This window comes from Dyadobacter sp. 22481, from assembly GCF_052044875.1.
GTDB lineage: Bacteria > Bacteroidota > Bacteroidia > Cytophagales > Spirosomataceae > Dyadobacter > Dyadobacter endophyticus.
The window spans coordinates 1,324,364-1,342,420 of sequence record NZ_JBQENV010000003.1; the positions used below are offsets into that span (position 1 = coordinate 1,324,364).

General features: G+C 48.9%; 17 protein-coding genes. 12 read left to right on the plus strand and 5 right to left on the minus strand.

Going from position 1 to position 18,057, the window contains the following annotated elements; all coding sequences use genetic code 11:
* Positions 1-32 precede the first annotated feature (32 nt).
* The 3 genes from ACTJJJ_RS24275 to ACTJJJ_RS24285 form a co-directional block, all read right to left on the minus strand.
* Positions 33-362, minus strand: coding sequence for a hypothetical protein (locus ACTJJJ_RS24275; protein WP_188936481.1), 330 nt, complete (start codon positions 360-362; stop codon positions 33-35).
* Positions 363-607: 245 nt separating this feature from the next.
* Positions 608-1,030 carry an Hsp20/alpha crystallin family protein gene (locus tag ACTJJJ_RS24280; RefSeq protein WP_188936483.1) on the minus strand — a complete coding sequence of 141 codons (423 nt, stop codon included), beginning with the start codon at positions 1,028-1,030 and terminating at the stop codon, positions 608-610.
* 244 nt (positions 1,031-1,274) lie between these two features.
* On the minus strand, positions 1,275-1,550 hold the full coding sequence (locus ACTJJJ_RS24285) for a SelT/SelW/SelH family protein (RefSeq protein ID WP_426291821.1): 276 nt from the start codon (positions 1,548-1,550) through the stop codon (positions 1,275-1,277).
* Between the two features lie 406 nt (positions 1,551-1,956).
* Between ACTJJJ_RS24285 and ACTJJJ_RS24290 the strand changes: the two genes are divergently transcribed.
* The 4 genes from ACTJJJ_RS24290 (at position 1,957) to ACTJJJ_RS24305 (ending at position 5,351) form a co-directional block, all read left to right on the plus strand.
* Positions 1,957-2,358: a hypothetical protein gene (locus ACTJJJ_RS24290; protein WP_440703261.1), complete on the plus strand. Its 402-nt coding sequence runs from the start codon at positions 1,957-1,959 to the stop codon at positions 2,356-2,358.
* A gap of 713 nt (positions 2,359-3,071) precedes the next feature.
* Positions 3,072-3,935 (plus strand): sensor histidine kinase, encoded by an 864-nt coding sequence (locus ACTJJJ_RS24295; protein ID WP_229222914.1) that lies wholly within the window; start codon positions 3,072-3,074, stop codon positions 3,933-3,935.
* Between the two features lie 4 nt (positions 3,936-3,939).
* Positions 3,940-4,599 (plus strand): response regulator transcription factor, encoded by a 660-nt coding sequence (locus ACTJJJ_RS24300; protein WP_188936497.1) that lies wholly within the window; start codon positions 3,940-3,942, stop codon positions 4,597-4,599.
* A 71-nt stretch (positions 4,600-4,670) separates the two neighbouring features.
* On the plus strand, positions 4,671-5,351 hold the full coding sequence (locus ACTJJJ_RS24305) for a type 1 glutamine amidotransferase domain-containing protein (RefSeq protein WP_440703262.1): 681 nt from the start codon (positions 4,671-4,673) through the stop codon (positions 5,349-5,351).
* 2 nt (positions 5,352-5,353) lie between these two features.
* Here ACTJJJ_RS24305 and rfbC read toward each other — a convergent pair whose 3' ends face one another.
* The gene (rfbC, locus tag ACTJJJ_RS24310; RefSeq protein ID WP_188936502.1) at positions 5,354-5,899 is read right to left on the minus strand and encodes a dTDP-4-dehydrorhamnose 3,5-epimerase; all 546 of its coding nucleotides are present in this window, start codon (positions 5,897-5,899) and stop codon (positions 5,354-5,356) included.
* A gap of 98 nt (positions 5,900-5,997) precedes the next feature.
* On the opposite strand from rfbC, the gene pyrF reads away from it, so the two are divergent.
* The 6 genes from pyrF (at position 5,998) to ACTJJJ_RS24340 (ending at position 13,790) form a co-directional block, all read left to right on the plus strand.
* Entirely contained in the window at positions 5,998-6,825 is an 828-nt protein-coding gene (gene pyrF, locus ACTJJJ_RS24315) for an orotidine-5'-phosphate decarboxylase (protein WP_440703263.1), read from the plus strand.
* Between the two features lie 36 nt (positions 6,826-6,861).
* Positions 6,862-8,091 (plus strand): diaminopimelate decarboxylase, encoded by a 1,230-nt coding sequence (lysA, locus tag ACTJJJ_RS24320; protein WP_440703264.1) that lies wholly within the window; start codon positions 6,862-6,864, stop codon positions 8,089-8,091.
* Between the two features lie 123 nt (positions 8,092-8,214).
* On the plus strand, positions 8,215-8,679 hold the full coding sequence (locus tag ACTJJJ_RS24325) for a YciI family protein (protein ID WP_188936508.1): 465 nt from the start codon (positions 8,215-8,217) through the stop codon (positions 8,677-8,679).
* Positions 8,680-8,802: 123 nt separating this feature from the next.
* A complete protein-coding gene (gene clpB, locus ACTJJJ_RS24330; RefSeq protein ID WP_440703265.1) occupies positions 8,803-11,406 on the plus strand; it encodes an ATP-dependent chaperone ClpB in 2,604 nt (867 codons plus the stop codon).
* A 213-nt stretch (positions 11,407-11,619) separates the two neighbouring features.
* On the plus strand, positions 11,620-12,171 hold the full coding sequence (locus ACTJJJ_RS24335) for a type 1 glutamine amidotransferase domain-containing protein (RefSeq protein WP_188936518.1): 552 nt from the start codon (positions 11,620-11,622) through the stop codon (positions 12,169-12,171).
* 113 nt (positions 12,172-12,284) lie between these two features.
* A complete protein-coding gene (locus ACTJJJ_RS24340; RefSeq protein WP_440703266.1) occupies positions 12,285-13,790 on the plus strand; it encodes an ATP-binding cassette domain-containing protein in 1,506 nt (501 codons plus the stop codon).
* A gap of 103 nt (positions 13,791-13,893) precedes the next feature.
* Here ACTJJJ_RS24340 and porQ read toward each other — a convergent pair whose 3' ends face one another.
* Positions 13,894-14,946 carry a type IX secretion system protein PorQ gene (porQ, locus tag ACTJJJ_RS24345; RefSeq protein ID WP_440703267.1) on the minus strand — a complete coding sequence of 351 codons (1,053 nt, stop codon included), beginning with the start codon at positions 14,944-14,946 and terminating at the stop codon, positions 13,894-13,896.
* A gap of 85 nt (positions 14,947-15,031) precedes the next feature.
* Here porQ and ACTJJJ_RS24350 point away from each other — a divergent pair, with 85 nt between their 5' ends.
* Both ACTJJJ_RS24350 and ACTJJJ_RS24355 read left to right on the plus strand, forming a co-directional pair.
* On the plus strand, positions 15,032-16,591 hold the full coding sequence (locus ACTJJJ_RS24350) for an acyl-CoA carboxylase subunit beta (RefSeq protein WP_440703268.1): 1,560 nt from the start codon (positions 15,032-15,034) through the stop codon (positions 16,589-16,591).
* Positions 16,592-16,756: 165 nt separating this feature from the next.
* Positions 16,757-18,034 carry a Gfo/Idh/MocA family oxidoreductase gene (locus ACTJJJ_RS24355; protein ID WP_440703269.1) on the plus strand — a complete coding sequence of 426 codons (1,278 nt, stop codon included), beginning with the start codon at positions 16,757-16,759 and terminating at the stop codon, positions 18,032-18,034.
* Positions 18,035-18,057: the final 23 nt, after the last annotated feature.

An 18,057-nucleotide genomic window follows, 5' to 3' on the forward strand; every position in this document is an offset into this window, starting at 1 on the left:
GCGTTATCAAACCTTTGCAGGGCCCCTTTCTTTTATTGAAACTCCTTACGCACCGAATCGTAGATCGAATGGACCCGCTCCACCAATAACTGACACTCGTTATCGGTGAGATGATCGATTGTGTTGCTTACCGCATTCGAAACGACCCTGCCCTCTTCATTGACTTTGGCACCTTTCTGCTTGATCACGCTAAGGATACTCTCCCACTCGCCGATCAGCCCTTCCGAAAAATACCTGGGTTCAATAATATTAAAGTAGGCCGACTGAGATTTCAGTTTCTGCCTGAGTTTGGACTGGTCTACTTTGAGCTCTTCAACCAGCTTGGTCAATTCAATGAAAGCGAAAATATTAGACTTCTTCATAAACGTTGAGAATGAGGAGCACTGTGGGATTATAATGCAAGATACAGATATGAAATTCCTTTTTTAAAAAAGTGTAGAATCTTTACTCAATCTTAATGCAATCTATTAGAACCGTACAAACTCCGCACGGATTAATACCAAACTCAACTCATATTACTTCCTTCAACTACTCAAAAACCGGCTTAAAACACTTCCTGGGCAATAAAAAACCCGGCTGGTTGCCAGGTTTTTACTTTTCTTAAATTCTACCAACGTTCGATATCTACCTTCCGGTGATAATCCCCCTGCTCGTCCCCGAAAGGGAGAAACAGTACCAACTGACGATGGTCGTCGTCATATCTTGCCGATATATTATCTATATCCACTCCGTCCGGGATGACGAAAGTATTAATGAAACGAATTGTCTTCCACTGCTCTTCGTCGGACAAATTTTCCTGTGAAAATATAGGCAGTAAGTGGAAAAGCTTTAAGTTATTTGAGTTTCTCTTACCTTTCACAACTTCCAATTGCAGATCCTCAACCTCGATGCCTGGAATTTTCACAACTACCTCGAAACCGTCCGACCCTTTGTCAAGCTTGATAGAGGGCTCGCTCATTCCACCGTTTACAGTGTTGATAAAATCTATGTTCATCAACATCTCCCGTGGTATTTTTAGTTTGCTTTCCATAGCTATCGCGTTTTAGGTTCACAAGTTTTATGTATTAACGAAAAACTGCGTGCCAAAGATCGCTTTCCATCCAAAAACTGCACTGGTTTATGCTGTCGGGAAGCGCTTATGTGCTAAAAATCAGCAATTAGACTAAAACGGGGTATTTTCCTTACCACGTTGAAAAGCCGAAATTTAATAGTGCCAAAATTACAGTCGAACCTACTCCAGTGCGTCAAAATGGCACAAATCGTTACCGAACTTCTCATCGGTCACTATGCCCCAGATTACGGTCCGGTGCGATAATATCCCTTACCCGCTGCTTGATTTCCTTCGGTTCGGGAAAATGGCCTTCGCGCTTCCTATCCCACAGCAACTCATCTCCTAATGTTATGAGGTACCGTCCGGCTACCTCCGATGGTTTCAACTGGACGGCATGGAGGTCATCCGTAAAAGTGGTAAGCAGTTCCTGCGCCATCCAGGCCGCCCGGAGCAGCCAGCCGCATTTGGGGCAATACTCGATTTCTATGGTTGGTTTCATATGGGTACTCGCTTTAAATGCCAAAAATCGGCAATGCAGATAAAGAATCAAAAAAGCCGCGAAGGACATTCCCTCGTGGCTTTCGAATATAACCTAACCCTTTAATCTTGATGAGAAAGCTTTTGAAAAGACTTCCCTAACGCTTTACAAATGTACAGGTCTCTACACAAGCATTTTAGCGTGAAAAACCCTGATTTTTGGCACGGGTAGAGCTACAAGTGCTGCATCGTAAAATTGCCCGCAAACTATGCGTAAAATTACGTGATTTTTAATCGACTGGAACAAATTCTGCTGATTAACAATTAGTTACCTACAACCGTTAAATCAATTGCAAATGGTTGGCTTGTCCTTCGCTGGCTGCCTTTTTACATTTACATTGCTTAATTGTTACATTTTAACTAAAACTATGGACAGCAAGAGATTTACAGGTCAGGAAGGGCGGCTGATTTCAGCGTCGGAGGCCCAGGAACTTACTATTCCACATCAAAAGAAAGAGCGTTACTTCACCGAGAAAGGCGAAAACTACGTAAAGGCAGAGTTTTTCGGCATTCACACTTTTAACGAACTGATGAAGTTGCACGGCGACAACTGTGTGGGATTCAGAGTCTATTACGGTTTGAGAGACGAGGAAGAAGATGACGATAGCAAGGCAAAAAAATCAAAGAAACCGACGCCAAGGCTCGTTTTGGTACCTGTTGACACCGATGGCAAGGACATTATCAGAACTGCTCAATTGGGCGGACTGAAAGATATGCCGGCAAGCGGCGAAGCTATGACAGGCGGACCGCTTTGCCCACGCCAATGTTAAAGACGAAAGATCGTTAATCGATTAATGTATGTTCGATAGCTACTTTGCTTATATTGTCAATAATCCTATTTCTTCTATTGCAGTATTTGTCACAGTTTTACCACTAACACTCACTATTGTAAGAAGAGCATTTTTGGACCAGTCATTAAGACTGCTTTTCTGCTACCTGGTGGCGAAGTTTATAATCGACCTTGCGATGCTTCATTTTGCGGCGAACAGGACGAACAATATCATATTTTATAACCTGAGCATCCCGCTTTTCTACGCACTACTTGGTGGGATGTTTTATTTCAAATTTGCAGAGAGGCCACAGAAGCGATTTTTGATAGCGTCCATGATAGGACTTTTCTTTTTTTGTGCCTGGGATTTGGTCAACTCAAACGAAGATCTTCATAACATGCGGGAACACAGGGTTGTGCTATATTCCAAAACCGTTGAAGGCGTTCTAATGATCTTATTGATCCTGCTTTATTTTTATGAAATTATCAAATCCCTTCAAATACCCAATTTACTGACATTCCCGTTTTTTTGGATCTGTTCGGGACTGTTGCTTTATTATTCGAGTCTGATATTCATTGCACCGGTCATCCATTATGCATACACCTGGAACAATACGATGGATCTTGGGATCACAGAAGTCATCCCGAGTATTTTCGAAATTATCTGCGCCCTGCTTTTCAGCATAGGCATTTATCATTACCCACCAAAGAATTATGCAAAACAGTGAGGAACTAAAATGGGCACTTTTAATAGCTTCGCTGGCTATGCTTGCCATGGCGTTCTGCATGATTGCCTTTGTAATGTATTACCAAAAGCGAAGGTTCGAGGAAGAAAAGAGGATCAGCGACATCGAGAAAAACTACAACCGCCTGCTCCTGGATACCGCGCTCAATTCAGAGGAAACAGAACGGCGACGGATTGCCCAGGATCTGCATGATGATATCGGCACAATGCTGTCACTTACCAAGTTAAGTCTCAACCAATTGAGTAAATTAGTAGGAAATTCGGGAGACGAGAAGGAAGAGAGCATTATGAAAAAATCGCAGTCGCTCGTGGAGGAAACGATCCTGCATGTGCGACGCATTACGCGTGACCTCGTGCCGACTACCCTGGAACGGTTCGGGCTGATGGAGGCGATCGAAGAATTCATACACAAACTGGAAGAAGACAATAACCTGGTCATAGCCTTCCAATCGAATACCGAAGAATTTCCGCGTCAGGGCCAGAAACTGGAACTGACGCTTTACCGCATTATGCAGGAGCTCGTCAACAACGCGATCAAGCATGCGAGTTGCACAAAAATCGATATTGCGCTGGAAATCGACGAAGAAATGATAGGTTTGCGGGTAACCGACAATGGGGTCGGTTTCGACCCTGAAAAAATAAAAGAAAGCAACCTGGCTGGGCTAGGTTTGCTTGGAATTGAAAGCCGGTTGGCCATTGTAAATGGAACGGTCCAGTACGAACAGCCGGCCAAGGGCGGTTCCAGTGCCATCGCGAGGATTCCGGTTAACCCGGCATCCGGTAATAAACCTGAACCATTACATCCATTTCGCCGGGAACGAGTGAATATTTAATGCTATGAGCACCCTTAAACTAGGAATCGCCGACGACCACGAACTATTCAGAAAGGGGTTTATCTCCATGCTGAGCGGCATTCCCGACTTCGAATTTATACTGGAAGCCGGCAACGGCCAGGAACTGCTGGACCGCCTGCCGGCCAACACGCCCGACATCGTTTTCATGGACCTGCAAATGCCGGTCATGGATGGCATTCAAGCCACAGAAGCTGCATTCGAACGCTTTCCGAACATCAAGATCATCGTCGTCTCAATGTATAATGAGGACAGGTTTGTGATCCACATGCTTGAAAAGGGCGTACAGGGTTATCTGTTAAAAGATACCAGTCCCGACGAGGTCGAAAAAGCAATCAGAAGAGTTCACGAAGAAGGTTTCTACTACAACGACTTCGTTTCTAAGGCCATGCACCGCAAAATGGTGAACCGGCAGGTCAACAAGCACCCGTTTTTCCCGAACGCGTGTAATGTAGCGCTCTCGTCGCGCGAGAAAGAAGTGCTGCAATTAATTTGCGACGGACTTTCAACCACCGAAATCGGCGACAAGCTATTCATCAGCGTACGAACGGTCGAAGGGCACCGGTTGCGGGTTCTTGAAAAAACAGGTACCAAAAGCACTGCGGCGGCTGTTGCATTCGCTTACAAAAATCAGCTGCTGAATTAAGCACAATGCTTTCATAATGGAAACTTCCGGGGTTTATGTTATATTTCCCGGAGTCATTTCTATGTACAGCTATGAAAGTCCTGATCGTTTGCACCAACCATGAAACATACCCGGCCAAAACCTCCAAAACAGGTCTCTGGCTGAATGAGTTGACGCACTTTTATGATGTGTTGGCCAAAAGACGCATTATCATGGATTTCGTGAGCCCGCTGGGCGGCGCCATACCGGTAGACGAACGGAGCCTCGACCTCAAAGACGAATGTAACGCCCGGTATTGGGAGGAGACTTCATTCCGGGAAAAGCTGCAAAACTCATTCAAACCATCGGACGTTGTTCCGAACGATTACCGGCTGATCTATTTCGCAGGCGGCCATGGCGCAATGTGGGACTTCCCGGAAAATACCGAACTACAAAATCTGGCAAAAGCCATTTATGAAAAAAACGGTATGGTCACTGCCGTAGCCCACGGCGTTTGCGCATTGCTCAATATCAGGCTTTCGGACGGCACGTCATTGATCCGGGACAAATACGTAACCGGTTATTCGAATGTCGAAGAAGCACTGGTAAGCTTTGTTAGTGAAGTCCCCTTTTACCTCGAAGATAAATTGAAAGAACGCGGTGCGCATTATACCAAAGCCATGATCCCTTTTGTGGAATTCATAGAGATGGACGAAAGACTTATCACCGGACAGAATTCGCATTCAGCCCGGAAAGTAGCTACCAAAGCCCTGGAAGAGCTTTTTGAAAAGTAAGTTTATTTAGTCAATTCCCCGAAAAGTGCGCGAAAAGTAGGCAGGATCAGGTCTTTTTCCGAAACGATCGGGTCGGTAATCCCCCAGTCGATATTCAAATCCGGATCGTTCCACAGAATGCCCGATTCAGATGCTTTATTATATAGATTGGTGCATTTATAGCTAAAAATCGAGTCTTCCAAAGCCACAAACCCGTGCGCAAAACCCTCCGGAATGTAAGCGATGTTGTTTTGCTCTCCGCTTAATTCGAAGACTTCGTGCTTTCCGAAAGTCGGCGAATCGGGGCGGATATCTACCGCCACGTCCAGCACTCTGCCCGAGATCACCCGGACCAGCTTGCCTTGCGCGAAAGGCGCATTCTGGAAATGCAGCCCTCTGACCACCCCCTTTTTTGAAAACGACTGATTGTCCTGAACAAAGTTCACAGGCAGGCCGAGTTTGGAAAATATCTCCTCATTATACGATTCAAAGAACATCCCGCGGTCGTCACCGAAGACCCTGGGTAAAATTTCAACTAGATCGGCAATGGAAGTTTTTCGAATCTGCATATAGTCGTGATGTGTTGGTTGGAGCAAAGTTTAATGTTGCCGCAAATTTATGAATCTATTGGAAGAGGTTGTAATTTCGTCGCAATATTTACAAAATCATGACTTATCAAGAGCTCTTCCAGCAAATTTCGACTAAAAGGTCCTATTTGTGTGTGGGTTTGGACACCGATATCCAGAAAATCCCGGCGCATTTGTTGAAAACCGACGATCCGATTTTTGAATTTAATAAGCAGATCATCGACGCCACAGCCGATTACTGTGTTTCCTACAAACCGAATATCGCCTTTTACGAAGCCTTAGGGCCAAAAGGCTGGGAAAGCCTTCAAAAGACCGTCGAATACATTCCCAAAAGCCATTTCACGATTGCGGATGCCAAACGCGGTGATATCGGAAATACCTCCGGCTTGTACGCCCGGGCATTCTTCGATCCGGCCTCGTCCGGCCTCGACTTCGATTCCATCACCGTTGCGCCGTATATGGGCAGCGATTCCGTGACGCCATTCCTCGCATTCGAAGGTAAATGGGTGATATTGCTGGCATTGACCTCCAACCCGGGCAGCGCGGATTTCCAGCGGCTCGATGTGGAAGGCACCACATTATATGAAAATGTATTGCGTACCTCGCAAACGTGGGCGGGGGCGGAGCGTATGATGTATGTCGTAGGCGCCACGCAGGCATCCGATTTCGAGAAGATACGCACCATTATCCCGGATCACTTCCTGCTCGTGCCCGGCGTAGGCGCCCAGGGCGGTAATCTGGAAGAGGTTTCAAAGTTTGGTATGAACAAAAGCTGCGGACTGCTCGTAAATGCGTCGCGGAGCATTATCTACGCCGGCAACGGCACCGATTTCGCTGAAAAAGCCAAACAGGAGGCCTTCGCACTCCAAAAGGAAATGGCTGTTTACCTCGACAAATACTGTAATTAATCATTCCGGCGCCGATGCGCAATCCCCTATTTCCCAATGCAACTCTCTGACCATTATCCATATTCCATTCAGGGCATCGACCCTACTCAGTTAATCAATCAATACGGAAGTCCGTTGTACGTCTACGACGGTGCGACCATTCGCCGGAAGGCCGCGGAGCTTCAACACGCTTTTGCGGGCGTGAATATGAAGATCAAATATGCCTGCAAAGCCAATACCAACCTGGCTGTGTTGAAGCTGATGCGGGAAATCGGCGTAGAGCTGGATGTGGTATCTCCAGGAGAATTTGAAATGGGCAAACTGGCAGGTTATGATGCCAGCCAGATCACATTTACACCTAGCGGCGTGGATTTTGAAGAAGTACGCCAAGCCGTCGAAGCAGGAGCTATTGTGAATGTCGACAGCCTTCCGTTGCTCGAATGGTTTGGCCAGACATATGGCAATAGCAAGCCCTGCATGATCCGCATCAAGCCCAATGTGGCTGCCGGCGGGCATACCAAGATCATGACTGCGCATGCAGATTCCAAATTCGGAATTTCGGTATTGCTTTTGGATCAGATCCTGGAAGTGATCAAAAAATATGATATTAAAATAATCGGCTTGCACCAGCACACCGGCTCCGATATTAAGGACGCCGAGCCTTTCTTGAAAGTGGCCGATATCCTTTTCGAAACCGCAAAGCATTTCCCAGATCTGCAAGTAGTCGATTTGGGCGGCGGGTTCAAGGTTTCCTACCTGCCGGGCGATGCCATTACGGATATGGATTTGCTAGGCAAAAAAATTTCCAAGCGCTTTCAGACTTTTTGCCAGGAATATGGCCGCGAGTTGCAGCTCTGGTTCGAACCGGGCAAGTTTCTGGTAAGCGAATCGGGTTTTCTTTTTGTTACAACCAATGTGGTGAAAGAAGATCCGGCGCGTAATTTCGTACACGTGGATTCGGGCCTTAACCACCTCATCCGCCCGATGATGTACGGCTCTTACCACCATATCCTCAATATTTCTAACCCGAAAGGTGAGCCAAAGCATTATAATGTGGTAGGATACATTTGTGAAACCGACACATTTGCCACCGACCGCGAACTTCCGGAGGTACGCAAGGGCGATGTACTCGCGTTCCTGAATGCGGGTGCGTATGGGTTGACGATGAGCTCGAACTACAATGCCCGTTTCCGTCCGGCCGAAGTGCTGATCGACAACGGTCAGGCAAAACTGGTAAGGCGCCGCGAGACGATGGAGGATCTGCTCAAAACGCAAATGGATATCTGATATTAGTTGGAAAACTAAACGCAAGAAGCTGCACAGGATCGCCCGTGCAGCTTCTTGCGTTTTATGCATTCTTTTAAGTCAAAAATCAATACTTTTAACCATTAACCTCTAAATCGACTGACTATGAAATCCCTGTACATCACACTCGTGCTTTTCGCCTCAGTCATCGTCCCAAATCTCGGATATTCTCAATCCAACAATGCCGTTTACGATTCGACGCTCGCCAAAAAGCTCGGCGCGGATGAGTATGGCATGAAAAAATATGTAATGGTTTTCCTCAAAACCGGAAGCGCGACGAACGTCCCCAAAAGCAAGTCGGACAGTGCCTTTGCCGGTCATATGCAGAATATCAACCGTCTGGCGGAATCAGGAAAGTTGGTCGTAGCTGGTCCATTCTTTAAAAACGATAAATACCGTGGCATTTTCATCCTCAACGCCGATTCGATCGAGGAGGGTAAAAAGCTGGTAGAAAGCGATCCGGCTGTGCAGGCTAAGTTGCTGGACATGGAATTGCTGATGTGGTACGGATCGGCGGCCCTGGCCGAAACGCTCGAAATCCACAAGAAGATCGAGAAGAAAAGCCATTGATTTCTTGCCATTTTGTCCGAAACAATCCACTCATGTCACTCTTTTGAGACAAAATTTCCGATTTGACAGCTCGGCACACCCTTTTTCACGTTCAGTTGTATCATTAACAAAGCGATCAACGCCATGAACTTTAACCAATATACTATTAAGGCGCAGGAGGTGATCCAGCACGCGGCCCAGATGGTGCAGGGCAACCAGCAGCAGGCTATCGAAACGGGACACGTGTTGAAATCCATTTTGGAGGAAGACCCCAATACGTCGTTATTTTTACTGAACAAGCTCAATATCAGCGCAGAGATACTTAACAACCGCCTGCAAAAGATATTGGACGGCTACCCGCATGTGAGCGGAGGCCAGCCCTACCTGGGCAACGACATGGCCGCCGCCAGTGGCAAAGCACAGAACTATCTGAAAGAATTCGGGGACGAATTTATCAGTATCGAGCTGCTGGTACTGGGTATACTGAGCGGAAAAGACTCCACAGCCAACCTGATGAAGGAGCTGGGATTCAAGGAAAAAGAACTGATCAATGCTATCAAAGAACTTAGAGGAAAGAATAACCCTGTGAAAGATCAAAACGCAGAAGCCAAATACCGCTCCCTGGAACGGTACAGCAAAAATTTGAATGAGCTGGCCAAAGCCGGTAAAATCGACCCGGTAATCGGCCGCGACGAAGAAATCAGGCGGGTTTTGCAGATTCTCAGCCGCCGTACGAAAAACAACCCCATCCTGCTCGGCGAACCGGGGGTGGGTAAAACCGCCATTGTCGAGGGGCTCGCGCAGCGAATTGTGCAAGGCGACGTCCCCGAGAACCTGAAATCGAAAACCATTGTGTCGCTTGATATGGGGCTCTTGATCGCCGGTGCGAAATACAAAGGTGAATTTGAAGAAAGGCTGAAAGCGGTTATTAAAGAGGTAACCGACTCAGAAGGCGAGATCGTCCTGTTTATCGACGAAATACACACGCTGATCGGCGCGGGCGGCGGCGGCGAAAGTGCTATGGATGCCGCTAACCTGCTGAAACCGGCCCTCGCCCGGGGTGAACTGCACGCGATCGGCGCCACCACCCTGAAAGAATATCAGAAATACATGGAGAAAGACAAAGCTTTGGAACGTCGTTTCCAGGCTGTGATGGTGGATGAACCTACTATTCCCGACGCGATCAGCATCCTCAGGGGGATCAAAGAAAAATATGAATTACACCACGGTGTCCGCATTCAGGACGACGCGGTAATTGCGGCAGTGGAGCTTTCGAACCGATACATCAGCGACCGCTTTCTGCCCGACAAAGCCATTGACCTGATGGACGAGGCCGCTTCCAAGCTCCGTCTGGAAATGGACAGCGTACCCGAGGAGCTCGACGAACTGAATCGCAGGATCATGCAACTCGAAATCGAACGGGAGGCGATCCGTCGCGAGAATAATAAAGACAAAGAAACTGTCCTGAACAAGGAAATTGCCGACCTCAGCGAGCAACGCAATGCACTCAAAGCGCAATGGGAAAATGAAAAAGGCAAGGTCAACGAAGTTCGTGCATTAAAAGAGCAAAGCGAACAGTTACGCCTCGAAGCAGAGCAAGCAGAACGTGCGGGAGACTTCGGCAAGGTGGCGGAGATCCGTTACGGCCGCATTCCCGAGGTTCAGACCAAATTGGAAGAACTTCAAAAATCCGAGAATGCAGAAAGCCTCATGCAGGAAGAGATCACGCCGGAAGATATTGCGGAAGTGGTAGCGAAATGGACGGGCATACCTGTCAGCAAAATGCTGCAAAGCGACCGTGAAAAACTGCTGCAACTGGAAGAGCATTTGCACCAGCGGGTAGCAGGCCAGAACGAGGCGATCGAAGTCGTTTCCGACGCCGTACGCCGCAGCCGTGCAGGTTTGCAGGATGCGAAAAGGCCCATCGGCAGCTTTCTCTTCCTCGGCCCGACCGGTGTGGGTAAAACCGAACTGGCGAAAACTTTGGCGGAATACCTCTTCAATGACGAGAATGCCATGGTGCGGATCGATATGAGCGAGTACCAGGAGCGCCACGCGGTAAGCCGCCTCGTGGGTGCCCCTCCGGGATATGTAGGTTACGACGAAGGTGGCCAGCTCACAGAAGCCGTGCGGCGCAAGCCTTACAGTGTGATCCTGCTCGACGAGATCGAAAAAGCGCATCCGGATGTCTGGAATATCCTGCTGCAAGTGCTTGACGAAGGCAGGTTGACCGATAATAAAGGCCGTGTTGCGAATTTCAAGAACACGATCATTATTATGACGTCCAACATCGGCAGCCACATCATTCAGGAGAAGTTTGCGGAAGATGAAGGCTGGAACCACACACTGGTCATGGAGGAAGCCAAACAGGCCGTGCTCGATCTGCTGAAAGCATCGGTAAGGCCCGAGTTCCTGAACCGGATCGACGAGATCGTGCTGTTCGAACCATTGACCCTGAAAAACATCCGCAAAATTGTGGATATCCAGTTCAAAGGCATTCAAAATGTGCTGAAAGAACAGGGAATCACGCTGGATGCAACCGACGAGGCGCTTACCAAGCTCGGTGAAGACGGTTTCGATCCGGCATTCGGTGCGCGTCCGCTGAAACGAGTACTTCAAAGAAGAATCCTGAATGAATTGTCGAAAGGCATTCTGAGCGGACAAGTTGCGAAAGATTCGGTGATCATGATGGAGCTCGATGCAAAAGGTGAGCTGGTCTTCGAAAACGTCGGGAGCGTAGAAATATAATCAGGGAATAATGCTAATACAGAGGGCGGCAGCGATGCCGCTCTTTTTGTTTTCCCCAAATCGTGAATTGCCGCATGCCCCATTCCCACGTTGTGGAAGCTATGCATCGCCCGTTCACTGCGTGCTCGACCCAAACATAAGCCAACTTTTTGGCATAGTTTTTGTGCAATTAATTGTTCTTATAATCTAATCTTCTAATCTACACCTAAATCCATGGAACAATTGCTTAATATAATCAAAGTCGCTATACTGGTTGCCGATGGATTTGAGCAAGTGGAGATGACCTGTCCCAGAAAAGTCCTAAACCAGCATGGAGCGACCACCCACGTTATTTCGCCCAACAAAGACATTGTGAAAGGATGGAGCCATGTCGATTGGGGCGAAAACCACCGCGTGGACGTACCGCTCGAAATGGCACGTGCCGAATATTACGACGCGCTCCTGCTTCCGGGCGGGGTTATGGGACTCGATGCATTGCGGATCAATCAAAAGGCAGTTGACTTCGTCCGCTCATTCTTTTTTGCAGGGAAACCGGTAGCGGCAATCTGCCACGGCCCTCAAATCCTGATCGACGCAGACGTGGTACTGGGCCGCACGCTTACTTCGTATGCAGCCATCCGCCACGACCTCGAAAACGCAGGCGCAATATGGGTGGATCAGGAAGTTGTGACCAACAACGGCCTCATTACTAGCCGGAAAACCGACGATCTTTCTGCTTTCGTTGAGGCGATGATCAGGGAATTCAATATGGAATTGCATCATTGACCGCACCGGCCACTGATTCAAACGCTTAGCAAGGGCATCCGGCAACGGATGCTCTTTTTTTTCTTTTTAAGGCTAAAATTTTGGTATTTGCCCCTTCATTACCTGGTTTTCGCATGACACTCATTTCACTTCAAAACGTATCCGTCCGCAAATACGAATCAACGGTCCTTTCTGAAATCAACTGGAATATTGAACAAGGGAAAAACTGGGCGATAGTGGGCCCGAACGGCTCCGGAAAATCGGTGCTGTTGGAAGTAATAGCCGGGAAATGGCCAGTTCTATCCGGCAAAATCGCATACGACTGGACGACCCCCGTCCGCGAAAACATCGAACTCGTATCGAACGATTACTCGTTCAACCGTATCGTGAGCGCAGGTGCCGAATATTACCAGCAACGCTTCCACGCATATGAGTCCGAGCGCGCGCCCAGCGTGCGGGCGATCCTGACCGACCAGCTGAGGCCCGTAGGCACGGTGGATGATAAATCCGTGAAACTGGCCCCCTCGAAGGTCAGTGAGGAAGAACTGGCACGTGTGAGCGGGTTGTTATCCATTAGCCATCTGCTCGACCACCCGTTTGTGACACTTTCCAATGGTGAAACAAGGCGAATGCTTTTGGCAAAATCATTGTTGAAAAAGCCCAAGGTGCTCATGCTCGACAATGCATTCAGCGGCCTCGACGTGCATTCACGCGAGGTGCTCCGCAATGCACTGACTGAATTGACCAAACACGGGGTAACCATCATGATGGCTACCACTGCTACCGAAATCCCGCCCTGCATTACCGATGTACTGGAACTCGAAGCTGGTAAAATAGCGGCGAAAAAGCCGGTGGCCCGGTTCAAAACTGCCGGAGCCCATGCCGCCCACTTTCCACAGCCCGATCCGCAGAAGCTGGCGCATTTCGGTCATCCAGACTTCACTGACTTTCAATATGCACTGGATTTGAGGAATATCCGTGTCAAATATGGAGAAGATCAAATTCTTGATGGTGTAAACTGGAAAATCGCGAAGGGAGAGAAATGGGCATTATCCGGCGCTAATGGTTCCGGCAAATCAACCTTGCTGAGCGTTATCACCGCCGACAACCCGCAGCGGTTTGCGAATGATTATGATCTGTTTGACCAAAAACGGGGTGGCTCAGGCGCTTCCATTTGGGATATTAAGCAGAAAATCGGCCACGTTTCGCCCGAACTACATTTGTATTTCCCAAGAAATACGACAGTTTTCAAAACCATTGCATCCGGTTTTTTCGACGCTACCGGCGTGTTCTTTAAAAAACTCACCGAAACCCAGATCGAGCGCGTGCACGAAGTGGCCGAACTGCTTCACGTGCATGAACTGATCGAAAAAGATTTTTCACAACTCTCGAAAGGTCAGCAAAGAATGGTACTGCTGGCCAGGGCATTGGTAAAAAACCCGCCATTGCTCATCCTCGACGAGCCTTGCCAGGGTCTGGATAGCGAGGCGATCGACTATTTCAAATCCGTGGTAAATGCGATTTGCGATACCGATCAACGGACATTAATTTATGTTTCGCATTATCCTAATGAAATCCCGAGCTGTGTAACGCGGTATTTAAAACTCGAAAACGGGAAAGTGGCGAACGGTCAGGTATAGTCAGGTGTTGTCAAGTGTAGTCAAGTATTGTTTTAATTGACTAATGACTATTCCTGACCAAACATGACCATTCTTGACCTAACGACGACCAGTCCGCGGTGCGTCATTTCACAAACCCATTTTTCAAATTCATGACAATTGAAATGGAGCTGCTGCCAAAACCCGGCACATATTGGGCACGGCCGTAACCGATTTCAAACCTTTTAATACGTAACCAGGCGCCGAATGAGAAGCCTGCCAGCGCGCCACGATTTGCCAAACGGAGCTCCTGCCTTTTCAAATGGTCGTAGCCGAGGAGGATGCGGAAATTGGGATGCGCCAGTATTTCTGCTCCGAGTGAAAGGTGCCTGCCCAGTTTTTCGGCAATACCAACCTTTTTAGGAAGTTTGTTTCCATTAATATCATAGGTATAGAACAGGTTCGGATCATTGTAAACCATATCAAACCGATTTAAGTGATGCGCCGTTAGCGACACCCTGATTGGCATATATTCAGGCTTAAAAGTTACTCCGACCCTGATGTCCAACGGCAGCACCGGCTCGTTTCCGCCATTGTAATTCTGCTTTAAAAAGCCGAAGTTCTTGGCGACGAAACCGATCGTCAGGTCTTCCCGCGGGTGCCGGAATGTAGCGCCCCAGTCGAATGCCATTCCCCAGGTCTGGTAACTTTCGATAGACGCTCCTACGAATTTGGCTGTTGCACCTAATGTGAATGCGCCTAGTGTATGCCCATAGCCAGCAGATAACCCATAATCAGCCGCGCGAAACTCCCCTACCACGTTACCTATGTCGTCGGTTTCCTGCATCGTTCCGTAGTTCAGGTATTGCAGTCCTACCGCCCAGATGCCGCCGGTTTTGCGGAACCGGTTGGCATAACCCATATTCACAAATTTCGTATCGGCCAGGTAAGGCATCAGATTCAGCGATACATTATTGATTTTGGCGGAGTCGACCAATGCAGGATTTTGGAGAAATAATGTGGGATCGTTGCCTTGCGCGGTAATATGGTTGGAACCCAGCGCGGTACTGCGCGCCTGGGCGGGTAATTGCAGAAAATCGAGGCGGGTACGGCCGCCTGTAACCTGGGCAAATGAAGCATTCCACGACGAACAGAGCCATGTGATCAGAAAAAGCAAACCGCAGCCTGGCGACCTCATAAACATCCAATAATTTCCCGAATCATTAAAATGACGCTATATTTATAACCGTTCACCAACAAATGTAACCATATCCCCGCATTACATGGAATCCCGATCAGCCGCCGTTTCAAAAAAAGAACTTTTAGACCAAAAAAATGCTGAGGCGGAGCTGGGCGGGGGTGAAAATAGGATTCAGGCACAACACGCCAAGGGTAAGCTCACGGCCCGAGAACGCATTTCCATTCTGGTCGACAAAGGTTCTTTCGAAGAAATAGGCCGGTTCGTGATGCACCGCAGCAAGGATTTCGGGCTGGATAAGGAGCATTACCTCGGCGACGGCGTAGTCACCGGCTATGGCAAAGTGAACGGCCGGCTCGTATATGTTTTCGCCCAGGATTTCACGGTTTTCGGCGGGTCGCTTTCGGAAACCCATGCCGAGAAAATTTGCAAACTGATGGACCTGGCCATGAAAAACGGCGCGCCGCTTATCGGCTTGAACGACTCGGGTGGCGCCCGCATTCAGGAAGGTGTGCTTTCGCTCGCAGGCTACGCGGATATTTTTTATAAAAACACATTGGCTTCCGGCGTAATACCGCAAATCTCTGCCGTAATGGGTCCGTGCGCAGGTGGTGCCGTGTATTCGCCCGCAATTACCGACTTCATTTTAATGGTCGAGAATACCAGCTACATGTTTGTAACCGGCCCGAACGTCGTTAAAACCGTCACACACGAAGAAGTAACTTCCGAAGAGCTCGGCGGCGCCATGACGCACGCAACGAAATCGGGCGTGACGCATTTTGTTTCGGCCAACGAAGTCGAATGCCTGCTGTCCATCAAAAAATTGCTGAGCTACATGCCGCAGAACTGCGAAGACGATGCGCCGCGTTACCAGTACACGCCGGGCGACGAACTCCGTCCTGCGTTAAATACGCTGATTCCCGAGAATGCGAACCAGCCTTACGACATGCGGGAGGTGATTACAGAACTTTCTGATCCCGACAGTTTCTTCGAAGTACACGAGCATTTCGCCGAAAATATCGTCGTAGGCTTCTCGCGTATTGCCGGTCGGAGCATTGGCATTGTGGCGAACCAGCCCGCCGTACTCGCAGGCGTTCTCGATATTCATGCAAGCCAGAAGGCGGCCCGTTTTGTGCGGTTTTGCGATTGCTTCAACATACCATTATTGGTTTTGGAAGATGTTCCCGGATTTCTCCCCGGCACCGACCAGGAGTGGAATGCGATCATTACCAACGGCGCGAAACTGCTTTATGCATTCTGTGAGGCCACCGTTCCGCGCATCACGGTAATCACGCGCAAGGCATACGGGGGTGCGTATGATGTGATGAATTCCAAACACATTGGTGCGGATATGAATTTCGCATGGCCCTCCGCTGAAATCGCGGTGATGGGCGCAAGCGGCGCGGCTGAAATCATTTTCAAACGCGAGATTGCGCAGGCTGAAAATCCGGCAGAGAAGTTGCAGGAGAAAATCGACGATTACACCCAGAAGTTTACCAATCCCTACCGTGCCGCACACCGGGGTTATATCGATGAAGTGATCTACCCCGACCAGACCCGCGCGAAGCTGATCCGGGCCTTCGAAATGCTCGAAAACAAGGTTGATGTGCTACCAAAAAAGAAGCACGGAAACATCCCGCTGTAACGAGCACGCAGCGCGTATTCCCTGTTTTTCTCTGCTTTCTCTCCGTTTTCGCAGTCTTACTTCATTAATATCAGGTAATGCCGGGCAATACTTTGGCACATTCTGAATATTGTCCTAATTTCACAAGTACTTAACCATCATTTTTTCCTAAAAGAACCTTAACGAATGAAAGAAGAGAAAGGAACTTCGGCGCCCTCCCGGAGGAGCTTTATCAAAGGCTCACTGGCGACGCTGGCAACGTTTTCGATCGTTCCCCGCCATGTGCTGGGGAAAGGTTACCTCGCCCCGAGCGACACGCTCACCAAAGCCATCGTCGGCACCGGCTCCATGGGCCGTGGCCATATCCCTTACGCAGGCACCAAAGTGGTTGCATTGTGTGATGTGGATAAAAGGCACCTCGACATTGCGGTTAATATGGTCGATAAGGGCGTCAAAACCTTTTCCGACTACCGCGAGCTGATCCAACTCCCCGAGGTGGACATTGTGCATGTGGCCACTCCACCACATTGGCACGGCATTATCGCCGCCGACGCTGCCCGCGCCGGCAAGGATGTGTGGTGCGAAAAACCCATGACCCGTACAATCGGTGAAGGAAAACGCCTCGTCGAGGCCGTTCAACAGCATGGAAGGGTATTCCGGCTTAATACCTGGTTCCGTTTTGAAAGCAATTTCTACGGAATGAACACCACTGTCAAACCTATTAAGAAACTCGTTCAAAGCGGCTTGCTCGGCTGGCCATTGAAAGTGACCGTGAGCAAGCATACCGGTTTCGACTGGAAATTTTACTGGGTAGGTAAAACAAACAATGCACCTCAACCGGTACCGGCCGAGCTCGACTATGATATGTGGCTCGGACCTGCGCCTTACAAACCATACAGCGAACACCGCGTGCATCAGACCTTCCGCGGATACTGGGATTACGACGGCGGCGGCCTCGGCGATATGGGCCAGCATTATATCGACCCTATTCAATATTTCCTTGGGAAGGACGATACCAGTCCGGTGAGCGTGGAAGTGGATGCGCCTCAGCAGCATACCGAAGCCGTGGGTACGTGGCGCCGCATTACTTATACCTATGCCGATGGCTGCCAGATCGTGCTCGACGGTGAGGCTAAGGACGATAAAGTGGCCTACATCGAAGGCCCCAAAGGCAAGTTGTACCAGAATTTCAAATCAGATATCCCCGATCTGGAAAAGAAACTCGCCGCATTCCCCGATCCGGAGCCGCAGGTTACCGACTTCGTGGACGCTGTTAAAAACCGCAAAAAATTCGCATTGAACGAAGAAAACGGTCACCGCTCCTGCACGATCGTGAACATGGGCCTCATCGCACTACGCCTCGGCCGTTCGCTGAAATTTGACCCGGACAAGCAGGAATTTATCGACGACGAAGGTGCAAACCGGCTCATTAACCAGCCCATGCGCGCTCCCTGGACCATTTAAGAACTTAACAGCTAAGCTGCAAG